This is a genomic window from Micromonospora antibiotica, from assembly GCF_017599305.1.
Taxonomy (GTDB): Bacteria; Actinomycetota; Actinomycetes; order Mycobacteriales; family Micromonosporaceae; genus Micromonospora; species Micromonospora antibiotica.
Genome location: NZ_JAGFWR010000004.1, coordinates 272,883 through 286,979 on the forward strand (window position 1 = coordinate 272,883; position 14,097 = coordinate 286,979).

Consider the following 14,097-nt stretch of genomic DNA (forward strand, 5'->3'; position numbering starts at 1 on the left):
CCCCCGATGCCGTACCCGGTCGAGCCCCCGAACGCGCAGGCCCTCGGGCGGTCAGCGGTCGCGGGAGGTCATCCGTCGCTTCATCGCGGTGCGGGCGAGCTGCTGCATCGGCGGTTCGCCGTCGGCGCGGGTGTGGGCGGTGGCACAGGCCTGCCGGATCGCGGTCGCCGCACCGATCACCGGCGTCGGCGGGTGGGTGGTGAAGGTGAACGCGGGTAGCTCCCGGTTGTTGACGAGCAGCCGGGCGGCAGCGGTGTACACGTCGAGGTGGGCGAGGTCGTGTTCGTCGAGTTCGGGCTTCGTGTGGCGGGACAGTTCCCGGGCATCGGCCGGGTCGACGGTGAAGAACAGCTTCGACCGGGCGTTGGCCGACACCGCCGCCGCCACGTCCCGGGGGAGTTGGGCGAGGTCCTGGTGTGCCAGGACCAGGCCGAGGCGGAAGCCACGTGCTTCGGCGAGCATGTCGCCGATGCTGCCGGGCAGCGTCAGGAAGTTCTGGCATTCGTCGATGTAGAGGACGGCGTCGCGGCGGCGGTCCTCGGCGATGCTGGCGCGGGCGATGGCGGCCTGCCATACCCGGGCCACGATCAGCGATCCGAGGATGCGGCTGGTTTCCTCACCGAGAACACCTTTGGGGAGGCGGCACAGCAGCACACCGCCGTTGAGGACCCGGCCCATGTCGAATGAGGAGTGGGCGTTGCCGATGACGCTTTTGACGAAGTCCCGCAGCAGGAACGCCCGGAGTCGGGCGAGGACGGGGGCGATGACCTGTCCGCGGAACTGGTCGTTGATGCCGTCGTACCAGAGCCAGAATCCGCCGAGGCCGTCCGGGTCGTCCAGGCCGTGGGTGAACCGGCCCCGGAACTGGCGGTCCTGCAGCAGCGACGGCACGAGACTCAGGGTGGGTTTCGCGTGCCGCATCAGCGTCAGGCACGCGACCCGCATCGTGTCGTCCATGCGTGGCCCCCACTGCCCGGCGAAGATCTTGGCGAAGATCCCGACGAGGTTGTCCACTGCCAGGTGCGGGTCACCCTGGTCGTCGAGGGGGTTGAAGCAGCCCGGGTTCTCCTGGTCGGGGTCGATGATGACGATCTTGTCGGCGTGGGAGGCGGGTAGCCGGTCGAGGATGTCGGTGACCAGGTCCCCACGCGGGTCGACCACGACCGTTCCCCGGCCGGCTCTGATGTCGGCGAGGATCATGTTCAGCAGCAGCGTGGACTTACCGACGCCGGTTTTGCCGACCACGTGCACGTGCTGCCGGGCGTCGGCCACCGTCAACCCGACGCTGTGACCGCCGAGCTGGGAGCGGCCCAGCACCTTCACTGCCCGTCCACCGGAGGGCACCTGCACCGGCGCCGGCACGGCCTTGGCGCGTGCCCGGTCCAGGCCCGGCACCGCGAGGTCCTGCGGCAGCGCGGCGAGGGCCGCGAGTTCCGGGACGGTCGCCAGGAACCCGCGGCGTAGCCGGCGGCCGGCGAGTGTCGCGACCGGCTGCGGCATCTTCATCCGCCGTAGCCGGTTCGGGCCGGTGTACGCGGCGGCGGCCGTCGCGATCGTGTGCCCGAGCCCGATCAGACGCGCCCGTAGCTGCGCCGCGCGGTCGGTGTCGGTGGGGCTGTCGTCGGCGGCGACGGCGAACCGTACGGCGATCTCGACGTGCGGCACCCGCACCGCCTTCTCCACGACCGTCCGGGCGTCGGCTGTGGCCACCGGGTCCCGCTCCGCCACCCGCACCCCCGATGCAGGGGTGCGCGGTCGGGACGGCCCGGGGGTGAACACGTCGAGGAACCACAGGACCGGGGCGACCGCCATTCCGGCTACCTGCGACACCGCCCGGGCGGCCGGGTCCGGTCGACCGTGGGGGTGGGTGGCGGCGGTCGCCGCCGCGCGGCGGGCGGCGCGGACCCGGCGCGTCGACGCCGGGCGGGCGAGGATCTGCACGCAGGCGTGTTCCCGGTGGCGGACCTCGGCCCCGGCGGCGAGCAACGCCCGCAGCGGGTCGGTGTCGTGCACGGTCCGCAGCGGCACCCCGTCGCCACGCTGCGGCCAGTACGCCCCGCCCACCTCCACGCCGACGTCGGTGGGAATCGGCGCGGCAGTGTCGCTGACGGTCAGGGTGGCGGCGGGCCACGCGGCGCGGACGGCGGCCTCGACCGCCCCCAGCGGCACCGTTGCCGGCACCCACACCCGGATGGTCAGAGACCGGCCGGTCCAGGTGTACTCCCAGCCGACGTGCGGGTAGCCGAACACCCGTCGCCGCCACGCCGGTGGGGTCAGGGCACCGACCATCAGGGTCCAGAACACGGCAGCGGACTCTGCGGTGACCTCCGGGGGCGCGGCGATGGTCAACCAGCGTGCCCCGGAGGTCAACCGGCGATGCCGCCAGGCGAGCACCTGGTCGTAGCTGAGCACCGCAGCGACTATCGCGGTAGCGGCGACGACACCGAGCCACGGCCGGGCAAGGACCCACTGTGCAAGGTCCGCCGGCCACGATGTGGTCGTCATGCGGCCTCCCCGATACCGGTGACGGCGAGGGTGTGTTCGGCGGCCGATCCGACGCTGCGGAACGGGATGCGGCTGCCGCCGGCAATGAGCAGGCCCTCACCCCGCGACGCGGACAGCAGCAGCCGCGACTCCCCCGCGGTCAGACCGAACGCCTCGCTGACCGCGTCGATCGACTGGGTGGACTGGCGCATCAGCACCTGGGTGGCGGCGTTGGACACCACGGCGAGTCCGAGGTCGGTGGACAGCACGTCGGCGGCGTCCTGGGTGATGACGGCGAGCCCGGCGGAGCGTTTCCGGGCGGCTTTGGCCATCCGGAACAGGAACCGGCTGCCCTCCCCGTCGCGCATCAGCAGCCACGCCTCGTCGACCACCACAAGGTGCCGCCGCCGGCGCGGCCCGGGCGCCGGGGTGTCGATGCCCGACCAGATCGCATCCAACGCCAGCAGGGTCCCCACGGTGCGCAGTTCGTCGGGTAGGCGCCGCAGCGACCACACGACGAGGTGCCCGCCCGGTGTGGTGGTGGTCGGCCCGTCGAACAGGCCGGCGAAGTTCCCCACCGTCCACGGGGCCAGCCGGGTGGCGAGCTGCCGGGCGGCCGGGTCGTCGTCGGCGGTCAGGGTGTCGGCCAGGTCGCGTAGCAGCGGCGCGGGTCGGGTCCAGGTGGTCGGGTCGCCGGTGATGCCGGCGCGGTGGTAGGTGGCGGTGATGGCCCGGTCGAGGGCGGCGCGTTCGGCCGGTGGTGGTGGCGTGCCGAGGAGGACGGCGATGACGGTGTGCAGGTAGAGGCCGCGGCGGGTCAGGGTGTCGGGGCGGGTGTCGGCGGGCAGGTCGAGGGGGTTGAGGCGGACGCCGGGCCGGCCCAGGGCGATGACGGTGCCGCCGACGTGGTCGGCCAGGGCCGCGTACTCGTCTTCGGGGTCGATGACGCTGACGGTTGTGCCCCGGTACAGGTTGCGCAGGACATCCAGTTTGACGAAGTAGCTTTTGCCGGCTCCGGAGCGGGCCAGGACGACGGAGTTGTGGTTGTCCTGCGCCCACCGGTTCCAGATCAGCACCCCGTTGCTGGTGGTGTTCACCCCGTACAGCACCCCGTCGGGTGGGGTGACGGTGCCGGGGGCCGGGGCGGCGAGGTCCGGTGAGGCGAGGGGGAACGCGGCGGCGAGGGCGGTGGTGTCCAGGATGCGGCGCATCCGCAGCGGGTCCACCCCGACCGGAAGGGTGGCGATCCAGCCCTGCCGGTGGCGGAACGTCGCCGGTTGCAGTTCCAGCAGCACCCCCGCGGCAGCGGCCTTCACACCGGCGGTGACGGTGGCGAGTTCGTCGAGGGTACGGGCGTGGAGGGTGACGTAGATACCGACGTCGAACAGCTTCGCCGCGCCGCGGGCGACCCGGTCGGCGAGACCGGCCGCATCAGCGGCTGCCGCCTCGACCATCGGGTCGTCGAGACGTCCACGGTCGGCGTCGAGACGACGGGACGACTCCAGGCGGGCGCGTTGCCGCTTGAGCATCGGCGCGGCCAGCTGCGGCACCACCGGGTCCAGGTGCACCGCGACGTCGACCCGCCCGGGATAGGACAGCAGCGGATCCAACCACGCCGGACCAACCTCGGCGGGGTAGCCGCAGAGCACATAGGTGGCGGCATAACCGTCACCGACCTGCACATGTCCCGGGCTGACCGATATGGCGGCGGGGGAGGGCATCGGGTCCCCACCCGCGGTGTTCCTCATCGTGATCGTGGGTCGTTTCATGGTGTGCTCCGTAGGGTGATCGGGACGCCGGGCACCGCGCGGGGGCCCGACGGTGGGGCAGCGAACGGATCCACCGCGCCCGCGAGCGCGGCAGCGACGGCCGGCCCGTCCAGGGCGGTGGCGTCAACACCGAGCCCGGACAACGCGCGCACAGCCGTGTCGGCGTGTGCGCCGGTGACGACGGCGAGGACCTGCCGGCGCAGCGGATCCCGCGTGTTGTCCAGGTCGACCAGGAAATCGGCGTAGTCGGCGGCGGCCGCCCGCAACGACGGATGCGGCAGCCGCGGCGCATGCTCGACGGTCGCCTGCGCGTAGTCGGTCAGGTCGTGCCGTTGTGCGGCGACCACGATCTGCGCCGGCCCGGTCAGCCCGTTGAGGAACCGACCGAACCCGTCCAGCAGTGCGCTCTGCTCACCGCCGGTACGTAGGTGAATGTTCGTGGTGCCGCAGGCGATCAGCACCTTGTCGCTGCCCTCACAGGTGAGGACACCGCTCGGGCTGACCGCGGTGACCGGGGACCGCAGTGGGGCCGGCACCGGCGGTGTGCCGGCCACCACCGCGACCGTGCTGGCCCGGGCCGCCCCCGGGGTCAGGATGCGCGGGCTGCGGCGCAGCATCACGCCGTGGCGTAGCCACACGTCCAGGGGTAGGCCGTCGCGGCGACCCAACGCCACCACGGTCGCGGCGGCGAACCCGACGATCCCGGCGATGATCCACACCACCGGCGGTAGCAGCGGACCGTAGGTGCGGTAGGCGGCGAATCCGGCCAGGCCGGTGCCGCCGATGATGCCGAGCTGCCGAAACGTCAACCCGAACGCGATCCGGTCGGGTTCGTTGATGTTCGCCGGAACCACAGCGTGCGGGCTGCCTTCATCAGAGTTGTTCATGTGCCTCTCCCAGGCATACGGCCCGACCAGGCGGGCGGGGCGGTGGGTTATCTCGGGCGGCGGACCGGGGCGAGGCGACCCAGGCCACGGGTCATCCCCTGGAGGGTGACGGTGCGCAGGACCAGCCCGACGATGTTCGGGCTGCGACCGGGTCGGGTGACGAAACGCCCCATCAGCCCGGGGATCTTCACCGTGGTCCAGAGCACGACGATCACGAGCAGCAGGTTGAGGGCGTCGGAGCCGGGCAGGCCGAGCAGCATCGGTAGGTTCGACTCCGGATCGGTCAACAGGTGGATGCCGGTGGAGAACGCGACCGCCTGCAGGGTGGGCGTGGCCAGGCAGCCCAGGAAACTGCGCCACCACAACTCGGCTGCACCCTGCGTCCAGGGGGTGGCGTAGCAGGCCAACGCCACCGGGGCGATCCCGACCAGGATGACCAGCACCCCGATCCGCACCAGCCAGCTGACCACCAGTGTGAACAGCAACCCGACGATCAGCAGCCCGATCACCACCGTCAGCAGGGCGGCACTCTGATCGGTCATCGCCGACGTGAGCCGCGCCCGCACGAACGTCACCGCCTCGGTGGTCGGTGCGGACACCCCGACCATCGACACCGTCAGCGCATTCGCCACATCGATGAGCGCCCCCGTCGCCGGGACCGCGAACGCCGACAGAACGAACCCGACCACCAGCCGCGGCAACAGCTGCTTCACCTGGTAGCGGGTCTCCACCGCGTCACCGACCATCACCGTGACGCCCGCGGCGATGATCGCCAGGACGAAACAGGCGCTCACGACCAGTGCGCTGCGGTCGGCGATCGACTGGACCTGCGGCAGGACGGTGACGTCCGGCGAGACGAACAACGACGACGTCAGGAACGCCAGCAGAGCACCGAGAAGGTCGACGACCTTCCCGGCGAGCCAACCGACCATGTCGTCCATCAGCCACGTGGCCATGACCGCGGGCCTCAGCCGCCGAGGATGCCCTGCAGCACCTGCAGGATCACCGGCGACAACACCGCCAGGGCGTAGCCGACCAGAGCAGACTTGAAGTTGGCCTTGGCCTGTTCGATCTGCGCCGGATCGCCACCGGCGGACATGTAGCGCAGGCCACCAATGACCAGGAACATCGTCGCGACCATCGCGATGATGCCCATGATCCAACCGGTGATGTTCGCGATGACCTGGTTGATGCTGTTCACCGCCAACGGCGGCGACGCAGCGAGGTCGGACAACACGAAGAACGTGAGGTGCATGGCGGCGCTCCACAACGGGTCTGCGGGGCCGCCAGGTGGGGACCGGAAGACGAGGCCGGTGCTCCGGTGGGGGCGCTCCTCCCATACCAGTGAAAGGGGGGACAGCGGTGTCAGTACGCCGCGCCGACCGTGCCGGACCGTGGACCTCGCCGCCCCGAAGGTGGTCCCCACCGGGCGGGCATGCCGTGGATGACATGCACCACCCAGATCTCGACTGTCAGGCCGATCGAACCCACCGCAGACCTGTCACGCCCTGACCGAACCGATCAACAGGGGCCCGGGCCCGGCACACCGAACAGACCCGAGGGTTGTCGATGCCTATTCGGTGATGTCTCCACTCACCTGCGGACCTACTTCGCCGCATGCGGATGAGACCGGTGCGCAGGGGCGGCGGTGGCCGGGAAGCCCGGTTCAGGCGGTGAAGAGGTGACGGAGATGGTAGTGGTCCCACCAGGTGCTGCGGTGGAGGCCGACGACTCCGTCGGCGCGGGTCAGCAGCAGATAGGTGCCGTCCTGGATCAGGGCGGCGTCCTCGAACCGAGCGGCCAGTACCCTGGCCACCGCTGACAGCATGTTCGGGATGCCCTTGTCGGCCAGGTCGTCGGCGCGCATCGAGAAGGTGACGTTGACGTAGATGGCGGGTTCCCACTCCCAACGCGCGTCGTCGTCGGCTTCGGCTTCGTAGTAGCCGTGGGTGCCGGGGCGGACGGTGACGGCGTAGCCCCGTTGGTCGTACAGGCGGGCGGTGAACAGGCGCGGGTTCGACGTCGGCTGCGGGGTCTCGTCGCGGGTCGCGGCGGTGAGGGCGGCGACCTCGCCGACGGCAGGATCACCAGCCAGGACCAGCCGGAACTCGACGCCCATCGCCGTCCTTCTCTCCGCCACGCCAGATGATCTGGTCATCACTGCAGCATTGCGGCCGCTGCCCAGCACATTTGCCGGGGCACCGACCACGCGCTGCGGTCAGACCGCGACGGCTGCACGACGACCGGACATGCAGACCCCGCTGGACAGGTCGCCTCGGATGACGGCAGCGGCCACCACCCGTTCCGCTCGCCGCCTACGCATACGCAGCGCCGCCGCTGTCACACCCCGCTCCACCGCCAACTCCTCGATCAACGCGTCACCGAACCGGGTCACGCTGATCAACTCGGCGGCCTCCCCGCTGATCAGACCGGCGGCGGCTGCCCGACCGAGCAGCAGATCCGGATGCCCGTACGGCATCCGCGGCAACCGCGACCCGGTAGGCACATCCGCCGGCAACTCCTCACCGTCATCGGCCCTGACGACTGCGGCACCCGCCCGCCACGCCGCCCAGCACAGCCGTAGCCACAACCGGGGCGCGGCAAGGTCCGCCGTACGCAGCGCCTGCAGGAAACCGGCCAGGACCTCGGAGTCCACATCGTCGGCATGCCGGGCCCGACCACGACTGATCTTCGCCGCGAGATGCGTCAACGCAGGCAATGCGACACCGATCGCTCCCACCACCCACGCCGGACCCCACTCGCGGGCATGCTGCGCCAGTTGCCGCCACAACCCGTCGGTGGTGTCGCTGTCGAAACGCTCGCACCGTAGCAACACCCGCAACTCGGTCAGCGGCAGCAGCACATCCGGCAGGCCCGGCACCGGACGGGCATCGAACACCAACGGTGCGGGCTCACAGGTCAACAACGCGAACGCCGACTCGGCGGTGGTCAGCGCCGTCACGGCGCCACGGGAACGGACGGTCGCAGTCATGCAGATGCCCCTCGACAGGTGGCCCCTCGCTGACTGCGGGGACCGAGACCACCGATTGGGTCAGCAGGACCTGACACCGGACGCGGTTTGTCAGACCGCGACAGGACCTGTGAGCCCATGACAGGTTCGCTGCTCGGCACGACACACGGCCCACCGACGCCGAGGTCCCTGCGCGCCCCGGCCACCTGCTGCCGACTGCCGATGCTCGCCGAAGGGGGACCCGACGACGCCGACCGTCCGGTGCCGGCGTAGAGGCGTTCGGCCCGTTGCCGGAGTCGACCACGAGTGCCTCTGATCCGGCGCGTCGGTGATGAGGCGGTGTTGTGAGCCTGGCTGGTGGCGGTCAACCGGGCTCGTAACGGTTCCGGGTTGCCCCTGAGCGCCCGAATATGCGAGCCGTCGACCATCACCCGGCACGTGTCCAGCTGATCGGCAACCGGCAGCACCTCGTGCAGTCGTTGCCCCACACCGGCCTTGTTTCAGTCCGGCAACCATCTCTGGGCGGGGTTGCTCGCCTCGGCCGCGGTCAGGTGCGAGCCGATGTCGCCCGGGCCGCGGTCGCCGCCACGATCGAGGCGAGGTCGTCGGGGGCGTCGACGGGGACGATGTGTCCGCTGTGCGGGAGCAGGTGCTGGTCGAGGTGGTCTGCGATCAGCGTGAGTTGGCGCGCGGTGGCGTCTCCCACCGTTGAGGCGCCGACGGCTGTCACGGGCATGGTCAGTCGGCCGTGCTCGGCCCAGGAACGGTTCCACTGGGCGTTGGTGGGCATCGCGCGGTAGTGCGCGAAGGCCGCGTGCAGGCTGTCTCGTCCCGTGTAGGCGCGGACGAAGTGCCGTGCGAGGTCCTCCGGGACCCCGCTGCGGGACCCGATGGTGAGGAAGAAGCGGACGTAGCGGTCCTCGTCGCCGCTCAGGACGTTCTCGGCGAGGCCGCCCGGTGTCTGGTGGAACCCGAACCACCATGGTCCGCCGGAGCCGAGGAACGCCTCCGCGCCGGTGAGTCCGCTGATGACCGCCTCGACGATGGTGAGGCTGAGTACCCGATCCGGGTGGGCGGCGGCGAGCGCGAATGCGGGCGCGGCGCCGACGTCGAAGCCGACGATGTGCGCCGATTGTAGGGAGAGCGCGTCGAGGAGGCGGACCTGGTCCGTCGCGAGGCTCGCGGCGTCGTAGCCGCTTGCCGTCCGCTCGGTGTCGCCGGTGCCACGTAGGTCGGGCATGAGCACTTCATGGCCTGCGGCGACCAGCAGCGGCTCCACCTCCCGCCAGATCTCCTTGGTGTGTGGAAACCCATGGAGCAACAGGACGGGGCTTCCGGCACCGGCTCGGCGCACGCTCACTCGGAGATCGTCGAGCTGGATCATTTCGATCGTCGAACGGTGGACCCGGGCGGCACGACTCATCACGACTCCTAGTTACCATTGGTTACCTGAGAACGATAGGAGAGCTTGGGTGAGCACGAAAGAAGGCACGTCAGGCACGCTTGGTCACCCTGAGGTAACCACCGAACGGCACGGTGACCTCTTCGACGCCAACTGCCCGACGCGGCTGCTGCTCGACCGGGTGGGATCGAAGTGGACCGTCATGATCGTGTTGCTGCTCGCCGACGGAGAGGAGCTGCGGTTCGGTGCGCTGCGCCGCCGCATGCCGGGTGTGTCCCAGAAGATGCTCACCCACACCCTGCGTCAACTCGAAGACGACGGCCTCGCCCACCGCCGGGTGGAACCCACGAGTCCGCCCGCCGTGCACTACTCGTTGACAGCGCTCGGCGACACGCTCGTCGGTCCGCTACGCGAGCTCAAACGCTGGGCCGAGCTGAACATGGGCGCGATCGATACGCTGCGTACGGCTGCGATCAAGGCTCGCCACGACCAGTAGGTGAGGGGGTGGGCCTCAGTGCCCCGGCAAAGTCATAGCTGATGCCGAGCAGGGCGAGTGGGAGGGTGCTGCCGCGGGGGTGATGTCGGTTTGGCGGCGGCGATGCCGCTGACGCTGGTGAAGGGCAGGGCGGCGTCACGCAGGGCAGCCCTGACTCATGCTCCGGTGCCGGTGCCGGTGCCGGCCCGGGATCGATCTTCGTCGCAGGTGCCGTCGCGGAACCGGGGGACACTCGTTCCCGATCGACCAGCGGCTGCGGGCCACGCGGCCAGCGACGCGGTTTGGCTTGGTGCCGACCGACCTCCACGAAGTGCCGACGACGCGCGGGTTGCCGGCCAAGTCGAACGCGGACGCGACAAGGTGGGAGCGTTCTGCGACCAGGTGCGAGCTGCTTCTACCGTGGTGACATGTGCTGGTATCTATTACCCGCTGGCATTGCGCTTGCGGCGGGAATCGCGGTCCTGACCTTCAAGCGCCGACGTCGTCGGCCGCCGAGCCCAGCGGAGAAGGCGGCGGCCGCGCGGGCCGCCATGCGATCGATACGCCGCGACTCGCCGCGCCCTGATCGTGACACCTTCCACCGAGGCCGGGGCGTCCCCGACCGGCACTCCGCCGCCATCGCGGAGAACACCGCGTATGGAGACGCTGCGAACTTCGACACCGGAGGCGGAGGCGGAGGGGGAACGGACTGAACCCCACACGCGACCAGCGCAGCCACGCGTACCAAATCGCGAAAAACCCCCTAACTGGACATTCGCTTCGGGTTCGCGTCAGTAGCGGCCGATTTACGCCTCGACCTCGTCAGGGCAATATGCCGGACCTCACGCGCAGACCCGGCAACCGTACCGGACGTGCCACCTCAACCCGGACGCGTACTGGGTTCGGGGCGGAACGCGGGCAGACTTTAGAGTGGCGCCGTGAGCAACCAGCCGGTCCGCGACGCCTACTCGCACATGTCCGAGCAGTACATCGCCCTGTTCGATGGTGACTGGCAGGCCCACGTGGATGACACGGCCCTTGTCCGAGACCACCTCGTCGGCTTGGACGGCGCCGTGCTCGATCTCGGTTGCGGCCCCGGGCATTGGAGCGCCTACCTGCATTCGCTCGGCGCCAACGTGACCGGCGTCGACTTGGTACCTGAGTTCATCGGCTACGCCCGGACCCACTTTCCCGGGCCGACGTTCCAGCTCGGATCAATGACGGACCTGGACCTTCCCGACCACTCTGTGGCCGGCATCCTCTCCTGGTACTCGACCATCCACCTACCGCCATCGGAGCTGGATGCGGTACTCGCCGAGTTCCGCCGGATGCTGCCTCCTTCCGGGAACCTGGTGATCGGCTTCTTCGACAGCGACGACGATGTGGCCGCGTTCGACCACAAGGTCCACACGGCATACCGCTGGCCCGTAGACACATTCTCTGCCCGCCTGGCAAAGGCTGGTTTCACCGAACTTCAGCGCTTGCAGCAGCAGTCCCCGGACCGCCCGGACCGCAAGTACGCGGCCATTGCCGCAACAGCCGCCGCGCCGTAGTGCCCGATCGGCACACAGCTGACTATCGGTCGAGACCAAGTACACGCACACTCATCGGGAAGCCTGTCAACTCGCCGAGAACCCGCTAACTGAAGTGACCCGGTGGTGACGGCCGCTCGGGCGTTTCCCGCCTCTACCCGCGACGCGGTGGCTGCCCCGCAGGCCAGCAGTGGCGTAGCTGGGCAGGCCCCAGCGGTGACGGCCGGGGTGGCGGGGCTCGACTCGCCCGGCAGCCGGTAGGGTCTGCTGCCTCCGCTGGCCACGCTGTGCCGGAGGACAGGCGACTGGCCGGCGCGAGAATCCGAACCCGACCTACACACCATCAAGAGCCTGATGCGCCGGACGCTCGACGTTATCGGCGGTACCGCCAACGGTGCCCTCAGACGCCTTTGCCGGCTATGCCAAGGGAATCATGATAAGCGCCGGACTCACGATCGAATAGTGCAGTCCTGTTGTTGTTGAACTGGCCATGGGGGAGGATCGCCAGGTGCTGATCACCCCCGTCCCCGGCGTCAAGGCCGAAACACTCAGGTCAACCCTGACGCATGTCCGTAATATCCTTACGAAGGTGCAGCCCTCCGGTCCAGAGGCGGCAGCCGAGCGGGCGTGCCGCTACCTGGAATGGGTCCACGAAGCCCGCCGGCTCCTCCGTAGGCAGATCCGGCCCGCTGAACTGGAGTATCTACTCCCGAGCCAGTATTACGAAGTCGTGCTAGCGGCAATCGCCGCGCGCGCCGCCTCCACTTACCCCGCCAGCGAAGGGGTACTCAACGGCTTGGTCGCGATGCAGCTGGAGGAGCGGGGCGAAGCGTTCGACGCCGCGCTCAGCGACCTGGAGAAGCAGATCCAACGCTTTCAGCAGCAGCAGCGAGATGCTGAACTCGTCGTGCTCGACACCAACATCTACATGCACCACCCGCAGAAGCTTGAGGACATCGACCTCGCGGGCGAGCTGCACCTCAGCAATGCCGACATCCACATCCTCGTCCCTTTGGTTGTGATCGACGAACTCGACAAGGGTAAGCGGGCCGGCGGAGACAGGGGGTACCGCGCCGCGTACGCCGTTTCGTATATCGACAAGATCGCGCAAGCTGGCGGCAGGATCCGTCGCGGGCACTTGTCCAGCGAGGGGCACCCTCGGGGAAAGGTCACCGTCGAGGTTGTGCTCGACCCACCTGGGCACGCCCGGCTGCCGAACAACGATGACGAGATCGTCGCCCGCGCCGTCGACATCCAAACCCTCGCTGGTCGGCCGATCCGGCTGGTCACCTACGACGTGAAGATGAGGATGCGGGGCCGTGACGCCGGCCTGCGGGTCGACAAGCTCGAAGAGCCGGAGAAGGACGAGAAGCCGTCGCGGCGACGTCGCAGGGACGCGGATTGATGGCTGACGACGATGCGACGCCCGTCGTCGCGCTGAGCGCGAAGCCCAGCAGCACCAGCGGGAGGAAGAGAAGCACGGTCGTCCTCTACGCCGTGGTGCATCGCTTGGACATTGCCACCGTGATCGCTCTGCACGCCTTCACGCTCTGCACCGCCGGACACCTGACGTGGACCATAAACAAGCCGGATGGACGGCGCGACGCCGACTCTGGTGAGCAGATCGCCGTTGGCGAGATCAGAACGGTTTGGACAGCGGAGGACTGGAGGGGCAGGGGAATCGCAGAAGGCATGTACCGCCAAGCGATGGAAGTGGCGGCGAGGGCCGGCTGGCCGATGATCATCGATCACAATCCGCAACGTACACCTGACGGAGATGCGTGGGCCGCGAAGGTGGGAGGCTACAGGCCGCAGCTGGAGCCGGTGAGGTCGACCGCCCAGACGGAGGTGGCGTTCTCGATCCTTGAGGCGCCGGGCGGCGAAGGGCACATCTGACCTGGTCCCGTCATGACGTGCTCTATCGCGACCAGGACGCGAGACGAAGTCATGGGAGAGGTGGGGGTGGCGTCCGCAACGCCTCCGCGCGTAGTCCCCAGGCCAGCGGGCATCTTCGCCTGGCTCCCCGGCTCCGCGGCCAGAAGAGGCCGAACGGCGGGTTGTTGATGATGGCGTTGGCGAAGTTGCTGGGGCCGGAGGTTATCTCCGGCCCCGGCACCGTGCTAGCTGCGTCTCCTGGCGGGCCTCCTCCGCAGCGCCACGACGATGCCGCTGATCGCTGCGCCCCCGACCGCGCCAATGGTCGGTATCGCCACGGGTGCCACACTCCCCACGTCGTCGCCGCTGAGCTTGACGATGTAGGCGAGCGCCCCGATGGACAGCACCACGACCAGCACAAGCGCCCCGATCAGGGCGTTTTCCGTGCCGCCGCTCTCGCCGGGCTGGTGCCGCCCGGCTCCTCTCGTTACCGTGGTCACGTGTTGTCGTTCCTCCTGTAGTTGGTCCTTGCCTCGGACATGTGGTGGACGCGACCGTTCAAGGCGGCCCCCGGGATTGCAGCCCGGGGGACCCGCCGCCTTGACCTGGAAAACCTGTCTGAGTCGCTCCGTGCAGAGACTGTATCGGCCGAACAGGACGGATTGACGACGCCGCGTGTCTCTTAGTTCGGGAGACAGGCTC

The 14,097-nt window shown here is 69.5% G+C and carries 13 protein-coding genes; 4 read left to right on the plus strand and 9 right to left on the minus strand.

The window, feature by feature from the left end; all coding sequences use genetic code 11:
• Window positions 1–51 precede the first annotated feature (51 nt).
• From JQN83_RS11280 to JQN83_RS11315, 8 genes are all read right to left on the minus strand, one after another.
• Entirely contained in the window at window positions 52–2,505 is a 2,454-nt protein-coding gene (locus JQN83_RS11280) for a type IV secretion system DNA-binding domain-containing protein (protein ID WP_208567043.1), read from the minus strand.
• Window positions 2,502–4,253 carry a VirB4 family type IV secretion system protein gene (locus tag JQN83_RS11285; protein ID WP_244252206.1) on the minus strand — a complete coding sequence of 584 codons (1,752 nt, stop codon included), beginning with the start codon at window positions 4,251–4,253 and terminating at the stop codon, window positions 2,502–2,504. The genes JQN83_RS11280 and JQN83_RS11285 overlap by 4 nt, the downstream gene beginning before the upstream one ends.
• Entirely contained in the window at window positions 4,250–5,140 is an 891-nt protein-coding gene (locus JQN83_RS11290) for a PrgI family protein (RefSeq protein WP_208567044.1), read from the minus strand. The genes JQN83_RS11285 and JQN83_RS11290 overlap by 4 nt, the downstream gene beginning before the upstream one ends.
• Window positions 5,141–5,187: 47 nt before the next feature.
• Window positions 5,188–6,096: a conjugal transfer protein TrbL family protein gene (locus tag JQN83_RS11295; RefSeq protein ID WP_208567045.1), complete on the minus strand. Its 909-nt coding sequence runs from the start codon at window positions 6,094–6,096 to the stop codon at window positions 5,188–5,190.
• Between the two features lie 11 nt (window positions 6,097–6,107).
• Window positions 6,108–6,395 carry a pilin gene (locus tag JQN83_RS11300; protein WP_208567046.1) on the minus strand — a complete coding sequence of 96 codons (288 nt, stop codon included), beginning with the start codon at window positions 6,393–6,395 and terminating at the stop codon, window positions 6,108–6,110.
• A gap of 411 nt (window positions 6,396–6,806) precedes the next feature.
• Window positions 6,807–7,259 carry a SitI3 family protein gene (locus JQN83_RS11305; RefSeq protein WP_208567159.1) on the minus strand — a complete coding sequence of 151 codons (453 nt, stop codon included), beginning with the start codon at window positions 7,257–7,259 and terminating at the stop codon, window positions 6,807–6,809.
• Window positions 7,260–7,358: 99 nt separating this feature from the next.
• On the minus strand, window positions 7,359–8,132 hold the full coding sequence (locus JQN83_RS11310; protein WP_208567047.1) for a hypothetical protein: 774 nt from the start codon (window positions 8,130–8,132) through the stop codon (window positions 7,359–7,361).
• A 526-nt stretch (window positions 8,133–8,658) separates the two neighbouring features.
• Window positions 8,659–9,471, minus strand: coding sequence for an alpha/beta fold hydrolase (locus JQN83_RS11315; protein ID WP_307799176.1), 813 nt, complete (start codon window positions 9,469–9,471; stop codon window positions 8,659–8,661).
• A 112-nt stretch (window positions 9,472–9,583) separates the two neighbouring features.
• Here JQN83_RS11315 and JQN83_RS11320 point away from each other — a divergent pair, with 112 nt between their 5' ends.
• From JQN83_RS11320 to JQN83_RS11335, 4 genes are all read left to right on the plus strand, one after another.
• Window positions 9,584–10,009, plus strand: a complete 426-nt coding sequence (locus JQN83_RS11320; protein ID WP_208567048.1) for a winged helix-turn-helix transcriptional regulator — start codon at window positions 9,584–9,586, stop codon at window positions 10,007–10,009.
• 953 nt (window positions 10,010–10,962) lie between these two features.
• A complete protein-coding gene (locus JQN83_RS11325) occupies window positions 10,963–11,541 on the plus strand; it encodes a class I SAM-dependent methyltransferase (protein WP_244252268.1) in 579 nt (192 codons plus the stop codon).
• Between the two features lie 487 nt (window positions 11,542–12,028).
• On the plus strand, window positions 12,029–12,925 hold the full coding sequence (locus tag JQN83_RS11330; protein WP_208567050.1) for a PIN domain-containing protein: 897 nt from the start codon (window positions 12,029–12,031) through the stop codon (window positions 12,923–12,925).
• The gene (locus tag JQN83_RS11335) at window positions 12,925–13,416 is read left to right on the plus strand and encodes a GNAT family N-acetyltransferase (RefSeq protein WP_208567051.1); all 492 of its coding nucleotides are present in this window, start codon (window positions 12,925–12,927) and stop codon (window positions 13,414–13,416) included. Before JQN83_RS11330 ends, JQN83_RS11335 begins: the two co-directional genes overlap by 1 nt.
• Before the next feature lie 224 nt (window positions 13,417–13,640).
• Here the strand turns inward: JQN83_RS11335 and JQN83_RS11340 are convergent, their stop codons facing one another.
• Window positions 13,641–13,895, minus strand: coding sequence for a hypothetical protein (locus JQN83_RS11340; RefSeq protein ID WP_208567052.1), 255 nt, complete (start codon window positions 13,893–13,895; stop codon window positions 13,641–13,643).
• Window positions 13,896–14,097: the final 202 nt, after the last annotated feature.

Bases quoted from the DNA above. Each gene is read 5' to 3' on its own strand.
- JQN83_RS11280 (WP_208567043.1), bottom strand. From the start codon at position 2,505: ATGACGACCACATCGTGGCCGGCGGACCTTGCACAGTGGGTCCTTGCC.
- JQN83_RS11285 (WP_244252206.1), bottom strand. From the start codon at position 4,253: ATGAAACGACCCACGATCACGATGAGGAACACCGCGGGTGGGGACCCG.
- JQN83_RS11290 (WP_208567044.1), bottom strand. From the start codon at position 5,140: ATGAACAACTCTGATGAAGGCAGCCCGCACGCTGTGGTTCCGGCGAAC.
- JQN83_RS11295 (WP_208567045.1), bottom strand. From the start codon at position 6,096: ATGGCCACGTGGCTGATGGACGACATGGTCGGTTGGCTCGCCGGGAAG.
- JQN83_RS11300 (WP_208567046.1), bottom strand. From the start codon at position 6,395: ATGCACCTCACGTTCTTCGTGTTGTCCGACCTCGCTGCGTCGCCGCCG.
- JQN83_RS11305 (WP_208567159.1), bottom strand. From the start codon at position 7,259: ATGGGCGTCGAGTTCCGGCTGGTCCTGGCTGGTGATCCTGCCGTCGGC.
- JQN83_RS11310 (WP_208567047.1), bottom strand. From the start codon at position 8,132: ATGACTGCGACCGTCCGTTCCCGTGGCGCCGTGACGGCGCTGACCACC.
- JQN83_RS11325 (WP_244252268.1), top strand. From the start codon at position 10,963: ATGTCCGAGCAGTACATCGCCCTGTTCGATGGTGACTGGCAGGCCCAC.
- JQN83_RS11335 (WP_208567051.1), top strand. From the start codon at position 12,925: ATGGCTGACGACGATGCGACGCCCGTCGTCGCGCTGAGCGCGAAGCCC.